General features: G+C 65.4%; 12 protein-coding genes. All 12 read left to right on the forward strand.

Annotated features, from left to right (window positions below; genetic code table 11):
- Window positions 1–17 precede the first annotated feature (17 nt).
- The 12 genes from XI05_RS37805 (at window position 18) to XI05_RS37860 (ending at window position 12,837) form a co-directional block, all read left to right on the forward strand.
- Window positions 18–1,760 carry a fumarate reductase/succinate dehydrogenase flavoprotein subunit gene (locus XI05_RS37805; protein ID WP_271511255.1) on the forward strand — a complete coding sequence of 581 codons (1,743 nt, stop codon included), beginning with the start codon at window positions 18–20 and terminating at the stop codon, window positions 1,758–1,760.
- A gap of 29 nt (window positions 1,761–1,789) precedes the next feature.
- Window positions 1,790–2,023 (forward strand): 4Fe-4S dicluster domain-containing protein, encoded by a 234-nt coding sequence (locus tag XI05_RS37810; protein ID WP_271511257.1) that lies wholly within the window; start codon window positions 1,790–1,792, stop codon window positions 2,021–2,023.
- Window positions 2,024–2,025: 2 nt separating this feature from the next.
- A complete protein-coding gene (locus XI05_RS37815; protein ID WP_271511260.1) occupies window positions 2,026–3,003 on the forward strand; it encodes a HEAT repeat domain-containing protein in 978 nt (325 codons plus the stop codon).
- A gap of 113 nt (window positions 3,004–3,116) precedes the next feature.
- On the forward strand, window positions 3,117–4,289 hold the full coding sequence (locus XI05_RS37820; protein ID WP_271511265.1) for a fumarylacetoacetate hydrolase family protein: 1,173 nt from the start codon (window positions 3,117–3,119) through the stop codon (window positions 4,287–4,289).
- A 306-nt stretch (window positions 4,290–4,595) separates the two neighbouring features.
- Window positions 4,596–5,561 (forward strand): galactofuranose ABC transporter, galactofuranose-binding protein YtfQ, encoded by a 966-nt coding sequence (gene ytfQ / locus XI05_RS37825; RefSeq protein ID WP_271511268.1) that lies wholly within the window; start codon window positions 4,596–4,598, stop codon window positions 5,559–5,561.
- A gap of 115 nt (window positions 5,562–5,676) precedes the next feature.
- A complete protein-coding gene (locus XI05_RS37830) occupies window positions 5,677–7,218 on the forward strand; it encodes a sugar ABC transporter ATP-binding protein (protein WP_271511271.1) in 1,542 nt (513 codons plus the stop codon).
- Complete coding sequence (locus XI05_RS37835) at window positions 7,215–8,207, forward strand: ABC transporter permease (RefSeq protein ID WP_271511273.1); 993 nt, start codon at window positions 7,215–7,217, stop codon at window positions 8,205–8,207. The genes XI05_RS37830 and XI05_RS37835 overlap by 4 nt, the downstream gene beginning before the upstream one ends.
- Entirely contained in the window at window positions 8,204–9,184 is a 981-nt protein-coding gene (yjfF, locus tag XI05_RS37840) for a galactofuranose ABC transporter, permease protein YjfF (RefSeq protein ID WP_271511276.1), read from the forward strand. The genes XI05_RS37835 and yjfF overlap by 4 nt, the downstream gene beginning before the upstream one ends.
- Window positions 9,181–9,957, forward strand: coding sequence for a FadR/GntR family transcriptional regulator (locus XI05_RS37845; protein WP_260382991.1), 777 nt, complete (start codon window positions 9,181–9,183; stop codon window positions 9,955–9,957). Before yjfF ends, XI05_RS37845 begins: the two co-directional genes overlap by 4 nt.
- Window positions 9,954–10,880 carry a Gfo/Idh/MocA family protein gene (locus tag XI05_RS37850; RefSeq protein ID WP_271511281.1) on the forward strand — a complete coding sequence of 309 codons (927 nt, stop codon included), beginning with the start codon at window positions 9,954–9,956 and terminating at the stop codon, window positions 10,878–10,880. The genes XI05_RS37845 and XI05_RS37850 overlap by 4 nt, the downstream gene beginning before the upstream one ends.
- Window positions 10,881–10,882: 2 nt before the next feature.
- Complete coding sequence (locus XI05_RS37855; protein WP_271511283.1) at window positions 10,883–11,959, forward strand: aldose epimerase family protein; 1,077 nt, start codon at window positions 10,883–10,885, stop codon at window positions 11,957–11,959.
- Window positions 11,959–12,837 carry an SMP-30/gluconolactonase/LRE family protein gene (locus tag XI05_RS37860; RefSeq protein WP_271511950.1) on the forward strand — a complete coding sequence of 293 codons (879 nt, stop codon included), beginning with the start codon at window positions 11,959–11,961 and terminating at the stop codon, window positions 12,835–12,837. The genes XI05_RS37855 and XI05_RS37860 overlap by 1 nt, the downstream gene beginning before the upstream one ends.
- Window positions 12,838–12,854: the final 17 nt, after the last annotated feature.

The following is a 12,854-nucleotide window of genomic DNA, read 5'->3' on the forward strand; positions in this document are numbered from 1 at the left end:
CGAACCAGGAGCAAGTGATGTCACTAGATCAGATCGTCGACGGACTTTCGGAGGTTTCCTGCGATGTGCTCGTGATCGGCGGCGGCACGGCCGGCCCGATGGCGGCGCTGAAGGCGAAGCTGAAGAACCCGAAGGCCAACGTCGTTCTGCTCGAAAAGGCCAACGTCAAGCGCTCCGGCGCGATCTCGATGGGCATGGACGGACTGAACAATGCCGTCATTCCCGGTTACGCCACGCCGGAGCAGTACACCAAGGAAATCACCATCGCCAATGACGGCATCGTCGACCAGAAGGCCGTCTATAAATACGCCCAGAATTGCTACAAGATTATCGAGGAGCTGGACAGCTTCGGCATCCGCTTTCTGAAGAACGAGAACGGCGACTACGCCGTCAAGAAGGTGCACCACATCGGCACCTATGTGCTGCCGATGCCGAACGGCGAAACCGTGAAGAAGGCGCTGTATCGCCAGCTCCGCCGCGCGCGCATCCTCATTTCCAACCGCTACATGGCGACGCGGCTGCTCAAGTCGACTGACGGCCGGATTGCCGGTGCCATCAGCGTCAACACCCGCACCGCCGAGATGCTGGTGATCAAGGCCAAGGCCGTGATCCTCTGCATGGGCGCCGCCGGCCGGCTCGGCCTGCCGACCTCCGGTTACATGTTCGGCACCTACGAGAACGCCGCCAATTCCGGCGACGGCTACGCCATGGCCTATCACGCCGGTGCCGCGCTCGCGAACCTCGAATGCTTCCAGATCAACCCGCTGATCAAGGACTATAATGGCCCCGCCTGCGCCTATGTCGCTGGTCCCTTCGGCGCCTACACGGCGAACAACGAAGGCTCGCGCTTCATCGAATGCGACTACTGGTCCGGCCAGATGATGCTGGAGTTCTACAACGAGCTGCTGTCAGGCAAGGGCCCGGTGTTCCTCCAGCTCAAGCATCTCCACCCCGACACCATTTCCGAGATCGAGTCCACGCTGCACAAGGTCGAGCGTCCGACGCGCGGCCTGTTCCAGCAGGGGCGCGGGGTCGACTACCGCAGCGAGTCCATCGAGATGCACATCTCCGAGATCGGCTTCTGCTCCGGGCATAGCGCCTCAGGCGTGTTCGTTGACGACAATGCCCGTACCACAGTGCCCGGCCTCTATGCCGCCGGCGACATGGCGAGCGTCCCGCACAATTATATGCTCGGCGCCTTCACCAACGGCTCGGTCGCCGGCATCGACGCGATGGAATACGCCGACAGCCAAGACTTCGCGGAGTTTGACGCGGCCGACGTCGCGATGGAGCGCGACCGCGTGATGGCGCCGACCAAGCGTGAGGACGGCATTCCGCCGAACCAAATCGAGTACAAGACCCGCCGCTTGGTCAACGACTATCTCCAGCCGCCGAAAGTCACGCGCAAGTACGAGCTCGGCATGCGCCGGCTCGCTGAGGCGAGGGACGACATGCAAGAGCGCATGATCGCGCGCAATGCGCACGAATTGCTCCGCGCGCTTGAGGTGCAATCGATCATGGACTGCGCCGATATGGCCGCGCACGCTTCGCTCTACCGCGAGGAGAGCCGCTGGGGCCTCTATCACTGGCGCACGGATTTCCCGGAAAAGGACAACGAGAACTGGTTCTGTCACACGCTGCTCTCCAAGCGGGACGGCAAGATGACCAGTGAGAAGCGGGCGGTCGAGCCCTACGTCGTGCCGATCGCGGACGACGAGAAGGACCTCTACGACAAGCAGCGCATTCGCGCCTCCGCCTGACCACCAGAACAAGCAATAGGAGACATCAAATGCCTCTCGCGTCCTATCAGACATCGGTTCCGGTGGTCGTCGACGATGCCAAATGCATCGCGGACAAGGGCTGCACGGTGTGCGTCGACGTCTGCCCCCTCGACGTGCTGCGCATCAGCGAAATGACCAAAAAAGCCTACATGGCCTATGATGAGTGCTGGTACTGCATGCCCTGCGAAGCGGATTGTCCGACCGGCGCCGTCACCGTCAACATTCCCTATCTGTTGAGGTGAGCATGTCGAGCCCGTTCGAATCCTATGACGACCTTGAAGATGCCGACGTGCGGCTGCAGGCCGCCGATCCCGCCGAGCGACGCGTTGCCATCATTGCGCTCGGCCATTCCGGAGACCCGGCCGCGGTCGCTCATCTCGCCGACATGGTCGCCGATCCCGATGCCGGCGTGCGCCAGCAGGTCGCGATGGCGCTCGGGGAGTTCGACGGGCCGGAGGCGGCAAGCGCGCTGGTCAAGCTGCTGGTCGATCCCGAGAGGATCGTCGCGGCGGCTGCGGCCGACAGCATGGCTGAATTCAAGGATCCCGCCTGCGCCGACGCGATCCTGCCGCTGATCAAGCATACCCACGCCTTCGTCCGCATGGGCGCTCTGCGCGCACTAAAGGAACTGCGCCGCAGGGATACACTCAAGCCCGCTCTGGAAGCGCTCCAGGACACCGACGCCGCCGTGCGTGTGCAGGCGATCGGCGTGATCGGCTTCCTCAAGCTGGAGGAATCGATTCCGGCGCTGACGGCGCTGATCAACGATCCCGATGCCCATGTGCGCCGCGCCGCCGTGAGTGCGCTAGCCTTTTCGCAGATGAAGCCGGCGGCGGAGACCATCACCCGCGCGCTGAAGGATGCGGACTGGATGGTCCGTGAGATGGCCGCGGAGACGCTGGGTCTGAACGTGAATGGTGCAATCGCGGCTGATCAGCTCGTCGCTTGCCTCGCGGACGAGTTCTGGCAGGTGCGGCTCAAGGCGATCCGTAGCCTTGGGAAGATGAAGATCGAGCGCGCGGTGCGGCCGATTGGTGGCTGCGTCAGTCACGACCAGGCGAACCTGCGCAAAGAGGCCGCCGCGGCGCTAGGCGAGATCGCCCATCCCGACGGTGAGGCATTCCTCGCCGTGATCGCCGACGATCCTGATCCCGATGTCCGTAAGAATGCGCGCTGGGCGCTGCACCAGATTGCGGCACGAAAGGCGCGGGCAGGGGCATAGTTGGACGGCGCGGGGCCGCTCTGGACTTCCCCCGCCAGACGTTTATTGGTCTTCGCCAACGGGAGCGGCCGCTGCCAACGTGGCCGGTCCTTAGAAACAGCGAGGACGCGGCCATGACGACATTGACGGTAAAAGACCTTCTCCCCGAGGACGGCACGCGGGGAACATTGGCTGGCCGCGTCTGGCTGCCGCAGGTGAATGGGCCGGCCGTGGTCGCCGTGCGCGACGACGGCGTTTTCGACGTCACTGCGAAGTTTCCGACCATCAGCGCGCTGTGCGAGACGGACGATCCCGCCAAGGCGCTTGCCGCCACCAAGGGCGAGCGCATCGGTGATCTCGAGGCGATCGTGGCCAACACCCCGCCGGACCGGCGCGATCCCCAAAAACCCTGGCTGCTCGCGCCCGTCGATCTCCAGACGTTGAAGGCCGCCGGCGTCACCTTCGCGATCTCGATGCTGGAACGTGTCATAGAAGAGCGCGCCAAGGGCAATCCGGCCTCGGCTGAAGCGATCCGGAAAGAAGTGACGCGCCTGATCGGTGACGATCTGTCGAAGCTCGAGCCGGGATCGGACCAGGCGATGCACCTGAAGCAGGTGCTGATCGATCAGAACGCCTGGAGCCAATATCTCGAGGTCGGCATTGGTCCGGATGCCGAGGTCTTCACCAAGGCGCCCACCTTGTCGTCGGTCGGCACCGGCATGGACGCCGGCCTGCATCCGAAATCGACCTGGAACAATCCCGAGCCCGAGCTGGTGCTGTTCGTCTCGGGCCGCGGCAAGATCGTCGGTGGCGCGCTCGGCAACGACGTGAACCTGCGCGACTTCGAAGGCCGCTCGGCGCTGCTGTTGTCGAAGGCCAAGGACAACAACGCGTCCTGTTCGATCGGCCCGCTGCTGCGTCTGTTCGACGACACCTTCACGCTCGACGACGCGCGCAGGCTGGACATCAGCCTGAACGTCACGGGCACGGACGGTTTCGTTCTCGACGGCCATTCCTCGATCAGCAAGATCAGCCGCGATCCGACCGATCTCGTCGCGCAGACCATCGGCAAGGTTCATCAATATCCCGATGGCTTCGTGTTGTTCCTCGGCACCATGTTCGCGCCCGTGAAAGATCGCGATGCGCCGGGGCAGGGATTCACCCACAAGCGCGATGACATCGTCACGATCGCGGCGCCTCAGCTCGGCAAGCTCGTCAACCGCATGCGCACCAGCGACGAGTGCGAACCCTGGACGTTCGGCATCGGCGCGCTGATGAAGAACCTGGCGCAACGGAAGCTGATTTAGCGCTGCTGCCCTTCGCCTCCCGCAAGCGGGGCGAAGGTCGCATCTTCGCCGCGCTGACAGCTGAAGCTCAAACGAGCCCGCCTTATTTTTTTCATCTCCTCGTTGCATCAGGGGAACAAAATCGCGCTGAGCGTGTCATAATCAGCTCGCAGCCCCCTACGTGCGTTTTCCTCCAAATAGTCAAATAATATGACTAGTCGGAACTCTGCTTCCGTGAAATAGTGCCCACCGCTGGCCCGAAGGGCCGGCCTGTGGGTGCCATGATACCAATGGGCGCCCCGGATAACATCTTGGGAGACACGCCTGATGACCCCTAAAGCCCTTTTTGCGGCCAGCGCCATGGCCGCCTTGTTGCTCGCGACCCCGGCCAGCGCCGGCGAGCTCACCATCGGCTTCTCGCAGATCGGATCGGAATCCGGCTGGCGCGCGGCCGAGACGTCCGTGTCCAAGCAGGAAGCTGCCAAGCGGAAGGTCAACCTCAAGATCGCCGACGCCCAGCAGAAGCAGGAGAACCAGATCAAGGCGATCCGCTCCTTCATCGCGCAGAATGTCGATGCGATCTTCCTCGCGCCTGTCGTCTCGACGGGATGGGATTCGGTGCTGAAGGAAGCCAAGGAGGCCAAGATCCCGGTCGTGCTGCTCGACCGCGACATCGATCCCTCCGGCAAGGAGCTCTATCTCACCGCCGTCACCTCCGACAGCGTGCATGAAGGAGAGGTCGCCGGCGACTGGCTGGCGAAGACGGTCGGCAACAAGGCCTGCAACATCGTCGAATTGCAGGGCACGGTCGGCGCCAGCGTCGCGGCCAACCGCAAGAAGGGCTTCGACACTGCGATTGCCAAGCACGCGAACCTGAAGGTTGTGCGCAGCCAGACCGGCGACTTCACCCGCGCCAAGGGCAAGGAGGTGATGGAGAGCTTCATCAAGGCCGAAAGCGGCGGCAAGTCGATCTGCGCGGTCTATGCCCACAACGACGACATGATGGTGGGCGCGATCCAGGCGATGAAGGAAGCCGGCCTCAAGCCCGGCAAGGAGATCCTCACCGTCTCGATCGACGCGGTGCCCGACATCTTCAAGGCGATGGCCGCGGGCGAAGCCAACGCCACCGTCGAATTGACGCCGAACATGGCCGGCCCCGCGCTCGATGCCATCGCGGCGTTCAAGGACAAGGGTACGGTGCCACCGAAATGGATCCAGACCGAGTCGAAGCTCTATACCGCCGCCGATGATCCGCAGAAGATCTACGACAGCAAGAAGGGCCTCGGTTACTGAGGTGGGCGCCGCCGGACCGCGTCTTGCGGTCCGGCACCCCCTTTCAAAACCGCTGCGCGAACGAGTAGGCTTGGCGTCCGCGCTGTCCGCGGGCGCCGGTGGGAGTGACGTCGCGATGGAAAACAGCCTTGATCCTGCTCTGCCGCTGCTGGAGGTGCGCGGGATCAGCAAGAGCTTTGGTGCGGTGCGCGCGTTGCAGGAGGTCGACTTCACGCTGCGCGCCGGTGAGATCCATGCGCTGCTCGGCGAGAACGGCGCCGGCAAGTCCACGCTGATCAAGGTCGTCACCGGCGTGTTTCCGCGCGATGTCGGCATCGTCAGGCTCGGCGGTGAGGAGATCGCCCCGCGCTCGGCCAAGGCAGCACTGGCAGCGGGCATCGCGACCGTCTACCAGGAGGTCAACTTGCTGCCGAACCTTTCGGTGGCGCAGAACCTGTTCCTCGACCGCCAGCCGATGCGTTTCGGCATCGTGCGCGAAGGCGAGATGCGGCGCCGCGCCAAGGCTCTGCTCGCGGATTTCGGCCTCGACATCGACGTCGCCGCACCGCTCGGCAATTATTCGGTGGCGATTCAGCACGTCACCGCGATCGCGCGCGCGGTGGATCTCTCCGCCCGGGTGCTGATCCTGGACGAGCCGACCGCGAGCCTCGACCGGCACGAGGTCGAGATTCTCTTCCGTATCATGCGCCAGCTCGCGGGGCGCGGCATCGGCATCGTCTTCGTCAGCCACTTCCTCGACCAGGTCTACGAGATCTCCGACCGCATCACCGTGCTGCGTAACGGCCGCCTCGTCGGCGAGCGCGAGACCGCCTCGCTGCCGCGGCTGGAATTGATCCGGATGATGCTCGGCCGCGAGCTGGCGGAAACCACCGCGCGGGCGGCAACGCGTGAGCGCCAGGCCGGCGAGGTGTGTGCGAGCTTCGAGAGTTACGGAAAGGCCGGCTATGTCGCGCCGTTCGATCTCGAGCTGCGTCACGGCGAGGTGGTCGGTCTGGCCGGGCTGCTCGGCTCAGGCCGCACCGAGACGGCGCGGCTGGTGTTCGGCGCCGAGCGCGCGGATCGTGGGCAGGCGAGGGTGGCGGGCGCAGCCGTTCGGCTGCAGTCGCCGCGCGACGGCGTTCGTCACGGCTTTGGCTATTGCCCGGAGGAGCGCAAGACCGACGGCATCGTCGCCGAGCTCAGCGTGCGCGAGAACATCGTGCTCGCGCTCCAGGCCAAGCGCGGACTGCATCGGCCGCTGTCGCGCCGCGAGCAGGACGAGATCGCGCGCCGTTACGTCAAAATGCTCGACATCCGCCCGCCCGATCCGGGGCGCCCGGTCGGCCTGCTCTCCGGCGGCAACCAGCAAAAGGTGTTGCTGGCGCGCTGGCTCGCGACTTCGCCGCGGCTGCTCGTGCTGGACGAGCCGACCCGCGGCATCGATGTCGGCGCGCATGCCGAGATCATCCGCCTGATCCGCGAGCTCTGCGACGACGGGCTTTCGCTGCTCGTCATCTCCTCCGAACTGGATGAGATCGTTACGTATTCCGATCGCGTGGTCGTGCTGCGCGACCGCGCCCATGTCGAGGAGCTCACGGGCGAGGCGATCGACGTCGGCAACATTCTCGCCGCCATTGCCGCCGATAGCGTCGCTGTTGCGCTTGAGGCCCACACATGACAGCGCTGTTGCCGCGCCGCGGCCTTGCCCAGATCCTGGCGCTGATCGTCATCCTCGCGGTCGATCGCGTGGTCTCGCCGCAATTCTTCGATCTGCGCCTGCAGGATGGCCGTCTGTTCGGCAGCCTTATCGACGTGCTCAACCGCGGCACGCCGGTGGCGCTGCTCTCCCTCGGCATGGTGTTGGTGATCGCGACGCGCGGCATCGATCTGTCGGTCGGTGCCGTGATGGCGATCTGCGGTGCGATCGCCGCGAGCCTAGCCGACAGTCATAGTCTCCCGATCGTGCTGGCGGCTACACTTGGGGCGGGCCTCGTCTGCGGCCTCTGGAACGGCTTTCTCGTCGCCGTGCTCGGCATGCAGCCGATCGTGGCGACCTTGATCCTGATGGTCGCGGGGCGCGGCATCGCCCAGCTCATCACCGAAGGACGCATCGTGACGTTCTCCTCGCCGGATCTGGTGTGGCTCGGCAATGGCTCGGTGCTCGGCCTGCCGGTGCCGGTCGTGATTGCGTTGGGCATGCTCATCCTCACCGGCGCGGTCGTGCGTGGCTCCGCGCTAGGTCTCCTGATCGAGGCAACCGGCGGCAACGCGCGGGCGAGCGAGCTCGCCGGCGTCGGCACACGCGCAATGATTTTGGCCGTCTACGTCTGGTGCGGCGTCTGCGCCGCGCTCGCCGGCGTGATCGCGGCGGCCGACATCATGGGTGCAGACGCCAACAATGCCGGCCTCTGGCTCGAGCTCGATGCGATCCTCGCCGTGGTGATCGGCGGCACCTCGCTGTTCGGCGGCCGATTCAGTCTCGTGCTGGCCGTGCTGGGTGCGCTGATCATCCAGACCATGAACACCGGCATCCTGCTGTCGGGCTACCCGCCGGAGTTCAATCTGCTGGTCAAGGCGGTGGTGGTGCTCGCGGTGCTGCTGCTGCAATCGCCGAAATTCTCCGGTCTCGCCGGAATTGCCACGTGGCTGCGGAGGGCCAAAGCATGAAAGGCCTGCCGCCCGTCCTGATCACGGCGATCGTGCTCGTTGCGGCCTTTGCGCTCTGCGCCATGCAATTCCCCAACATCGCCTCCACCCGCGTGGTCGGCAATCTGCTCACCGACAATGCCTTTCTGGGGATCGTCGCGACCGGCATGACGTTCGTGATCATCTCCGGCGGCATCGACCTCTCGGTCGGCTCGGTGATCGGCTTCACCACCGTATTCGTCGCGCTGGCTATCGAGCGCTGGGGCGTCCCGCCGCTGGTCGCTTTCGTCGCAATCCTCGCGCTCTCGGCGGCGTTTGGCGCGGCGATGGGCGCCGTCATCCACGTCTTCGATCTGCCACCTTTCATCGTGACGCTGGCCGGCATGTTCCTGGCGCGCGGCGCGAGCTTCCTGCTGTCGACCGAATCGGTGCCGATCAACGCGCCGATCTATTCGACGGTGTCAGATTTTGCACTGCGGATGCCCGGCGGCGGCCGGCTGACGGCCATCGCGATCATCATGCTCCTGATCGTGATCGGCGGCGCCCTGCTGCTGCATCTCACCCGGTTCGGCGCCAACGTCTATGCGCTCGGCGGCAGCCGGGCCACCTCGAGCCTGATGGGCGTTGCCGTCGGCAAGATGACGATCAAGATCTACATGCTGTCGAGCCTGCTCGCGGGGCTCGCCGGGATCGTCTTCTCTTTCTACACCAGCGCCGGCTATTCGCTCTCCGCCGTCGGCGTCGAGCTCGACAGCATCGCCGCCGTTGTGATCGGCGGCACGCTGCTCACCGGCGGCCAGGGCTCGGTGGTCGGAACATTCCTCGGCGTGCTGATCCAGGGCCTGATCCAGACCTACATCAATTTCGATGGCACGCTGTCGAGCTGGTGGACCAAGATCGCGACCGGCGTGCTTCTGTTCGCCTTCATCGCCCTGCAGCAGGGGTTGGTCACGCTTGCGCGCCGGCCGGCGGTGAAACATATGGGAGCGGCGTCATGACCTCGCGGATCGTCGTTATCCCGACGCGGCGGGCCCACTCCAACCATGCGGAGGTGGCGCGTTCGATCGGCGTCGACATCATCGCCGGCCGCTATGCGGAAGGCACGCGCCTGCCTGGTGATGCCGAGATGATCGCGATGTTCGGCGTGTCGCGGCCGGTGCTGCGCGAGAGCGTGAAGACGCTGGTCGCCAAGGGCCTGCTCACCACCAAGGCGCGGGTCGGCACGGTCGTGCGCGAGCGCGGCGCCTGGAACATGTTCGACGCGGACGTGCTGGCCTGGCACCTCGACGCCGGCATCGACAAGCGCTTCCTCAACGACCTCGCCGAGATCCGTCTGGCGGTCGAACCGCGCGCGGCGATGCTGGCGGCCACGCAGCGGTCCGCGGAGGACATCAGCGAGCTTCGCCGCTGCATGGATCGCATGCGGCGTGAAGCCTCCGACTCGGTCGGCTTTGCCGATGCCGATCTCGCGCTTCACGTTGGTGTGGCGCGCGCCTCCGGCAATCTGTTCATGCGCTCGGTCGGGCATGTCATCGAAGCAGCGCTGCGTGCATCGTTCCTGCTCAGCGCCCCGGTCGAAACCGAGGACCGCGAGACGGTGCTGCTGTGGCATCAGAGGATCGTCGATGCCATCGTCGCGGGCGATGCCGACGCCGCATCCGAGGCCATGGTCTATGTCATTCACAACGGCATGCGCCGCCACGATAGTACGGTGATCGAGACCGCCCCGGCCGATCCGCTGCCATCGACCGATACCGGAGAACAAGCGTGACAGAGCTTCGCATCGCCATCGTCGGCTTCGGCAAGATCGCGCGGGACCAGCATGTGGCGGCGATCGCCGCCACACCGGGTGCAATGCTCGCCGCCGTGGCGAGCCGCAATGCCTCGCTACCGGGGGTGCCGCATTTTGCAACCATCGAGGAATTGCTTCAGAAGGGGCCGCCGATCGACGCGGTCTCGCTCTGCACGCCGCCGCAGGTGCGACGGGTCCAGGCCGCGGCGGCGCTCGCCGCCGGCAAGCATGTCATGCTGGAGAAGCCGCCGGGCACCGGGGTTGCCGAGCTTGATCCGTTGATTGCGATGGCGGCGGGTGCGAAGCGGACATTGTTTGCGACCTGGCATTCGCGCTATGCGCCGGCGGTCGAGCCGGCCCGGCAATGGCTCGCCGAGCGGCGCATCAAATCGGTTCACATCAGCTGGAAGGAGGATGTGCGCGTCTGGCATCCCGGGCAGGGCTGGATCTGGGAGCCGGGCGGCCTCGGCGTGTTCGATCCCGGCATCAATGCGCTGTCGATCCTGACCAGGATTCTGCCGAAGCCCGTGTTCGTCACCGCGGCCGAGCTGGCCTTTCCCGCCAACTGCCAGGCGCCGATCGCGGCGAACCTGAACCTGACGGATATCAGCGGCCTGCCCGTGACTGCCGAGCTCGACTTCCGCCAGACCGGGCCGCAGAGCTGGGATATCCTCGTCGACACCGATCAGGGCCGGCTGACGCTATCAAGCGGTGGCGCGCGCATGGCTGTCGACGGCAAGGTGCTTGCCGAAGGACCTGATCAGGAATATCGCGGACTCTACCGGCGCTTCGTCGAGCTTGCAGCGGCCGGCGCAAGTGACGTCGATCTGACGCCGCTCCGTCTCGTCGCCGACGCCTTCCTGCTCGGCAAGCGCACGATCGTCGAACCGTTTGTGGATTGAGCATGGCCGCATCAACAATCACAAGAGACGTCTTCGGGACGCTGCCCGACGGCCGCAAGGTCGAGCGCGTCGCGCTGCGTGGGGGGGGCGGTTTCGAGGCGCGTATCATCGGCCACGGCGCGGTGCTGCAAGCGCTGATCGCGCCGGATGCCAACGGCGGATACGACGACATCGTGCTTGGCCATGATGGCTTCGCGGGCTATCTCGCCGAACGGAAGTTTCTGGGCGCTACCGTCGGCCGCTATGCCAACCGCATCGCCAAGGGACAATTTTCGTTTCAAGGCGAGACGGTGCAGCTTCCCGTCAATAACGGTCCGAATGCGCTGCACGGCGGGCTCGAGGGTTTTGATCGCAAGCTCTGGGAGATCGCGGACATCGACGAGGGCGCCGACCCCGCGGTGACGCTCACCTATGTCAGCCCGCATGGCGAGGAGAACTATCCGGGCAAGCTCGACGTCCGCGTGACCTATCGCATCACCGGTCCGACCGAGCTGTCGTTGCTGATGGAAGCGCGGACCGATCGGCCGACCATCGTCAATCTAACCAACCACAGCTTCTTCAATCTCGAGGGTGCGACGTCAGGTACGTCCATTCTCGATCACAGCCTGACGGTCGCCGCCGAGCAGTTCCTCGCCATCGATCCCACCGCCATTCCGCTGCCGGAGCCGCCGCGCAGCGTTGCCGGCACGCCGTTCGATTTCCGCAATCCGCGGCCGGTGGGCGAGCGCATCCGCGAGAGCGACCCGCAATTGCGAAACGGCAGGGGCTACGACCACACCTATTGCCTCGGCCGCGACGGCAAGCTTGCGCTCGCGGCGCGGCTGGAGGCGCCGCTCTCCGGGCGCATCATGGAGCTGCTCACCGATCAGCCCGGACTTCAGGTCTATTCCGGCAATTATCTCGACGGGACGATGGCGGGCAAGGGCGGCAAGCTGATCCGGCAATCGGACGCCATGTGCCTGGAGCCGCATATCTGGCCCGACGCTCCGAATCGGCCGGACTTTCCGAGCCCGCGCCTCGATCCCGGCGGGGTCTATCGCCATCACACGGTCTATCGCTTTTCGGTGAGGTCGCCATGATGGAGCAGGTGCCAACGACTGTCCTCTCGGACCATCCTTGCCATCTCGGCGAAGGTCCGACCTATGACGTGACCACCGACACGGCCTGGTGGTTCGACATTCGCGAAGGCAGGTTGTTCGAGGCGCAACTCGGCAGCGGTTCTGTCCGCATCCACGCGCTCGGCCGGATGGCGAGCGCGCTCGGGCGCATCGACGCCGAGCGGCAGCTGATCGTCGCCGAAGACGGCCTCTACATCCGCAAGCTCGCTGATGGTGCGATGACGCTGTTCTGTCCACTCGAAGCGGACAATCCGGCGACGCGCTCGAACGATTGCCGCGTGCATCAATCGGGTACGTTCTGGATCGGCACCATGGGCAAGAAAGCCGAGCCGAAGGCGGGCGCGATCTACGCGCTTCATCGCGGCAAGATCTCGACCCTGTTTCCCGGCATCAGCATTCCCAATTCGATCTGCTTCTCGCCTGACGGCGCCACTGGCTACTTCACCGACACCCCGCGCGCGGTGCTCTATGCCGTGCCGCTGAACCCCGCGACCGGCCTGCCGCGCGGCGAGCCGGAGGTGCTGCTGCGCCACAGCGGCATCGGCGGTCTCGACGGCTCGGTGTGCGACGCCGACGGGCAGATCTGGAATGCGTGCTGGGGCGCGAGCCGGATCGACGTCTATTCACCGCAGGGCGAGCGCCTGCGGTCACTCAGCGTGCCGGCGAAGCAGGCGAGCTGCCCCGCCTTCGTCGGCTCCGACCTGTCGCGCCTGCTCGTCACGTCGGCCTGGCAGGACATGGACGCGGCGACACGCGCCGCCGATCCGCAAGCCGGCTGCACCTTTCTGCTCGAAGCAAACGCGCGCGGGCGCGCGGAACCCGACGTCAAGCTCGCATAGGAGGCCCAAGCCGTACA

Origin of the sequence: Bradyrhizobium sp. CCBAU 11357 (assembly GCF_028128865.1) — a bacterium.
Classification (GTDB): domain Bacteria; phylum Pseudomonadota; class Alphaproteobacteria; order Rhizobiales; family Xanthobacteraceae; genus Bradyrhizobium.

Coding starts and splice junctions, on each gene's coding strand:
- XI05_RS37805 (WP_271511255.1), top strand. CDS start 18: ATGTCACTAGATCAGATCGTCGACGGACTTTCGGAGGTTTCCTGCGAT.
- XI05_RS37810 (WP_271511257.1), top strand. CDS start 1,790: ATGCCTCTCGCGTCCTATCAGACATCGGTTCCGGTGGTCGTCGACGAT.
- XI05_RS37815 (WP_271511260.1), top strand. CDS start 2,026: ATGTCGAGCCCGTTCGAATCCTATGACGACCTTGAAGATGCCGACGTG.
- XI05_RS37820 (WP_271511265.1), top strand. CDS start 3,117: ATGACGACATTGACGGTAAAAGACCTTCTCCCCGAGGACGGCACGCGG.
- ytfQ (WP_271511268.1), top strand. CDS start 4,596: ATGACCCCTAAAGCCCTTTTTGCGGCCAGCGCCATGGCCGCCTTGTTG.
- XI05_RS37830 (WP_271511271.1), top strand. CDS start 5,677: ATGGAAAACAGCCTTGATCCTGCTCTGCCGCTGCTGGAGGTGCGCGGG.
- XI05_RS37835 (WP_271511273.1), top strand. CDS start 7,215: ATGACAGCGCTGTTGCCGCGCCGCGGCCTTGCCCAGATCCTGGCGCTG.
- yjfF (WP_271511276.1), top strand. CDS start 8,204: ATGAAAGGCCTGCCGCCCGTCCTGATCACGGCGATCGTGCTCGTTGCG.
- XI05_RS37845 (WP_260382991.1), top strand. CDS start 9,181: ATGACCTCGCGGATCGTCGTTATCCCGACGCGGCGGGCCCACTCCAAC.
- XI05_RS37855 (WP_271511283.1), top strand. CDS start 10,883: ATGGCCGCATCAACAATCACAAGAGACGTCTTCGGGACGCTGCCCGAC.
- XI05_RS37860 (WP_271511950.1), top strand. CDS start 11,959: ATGGAGCAGGTGCCAACGACTGTCCTCTCGGACCATCCTTGCCATCTC.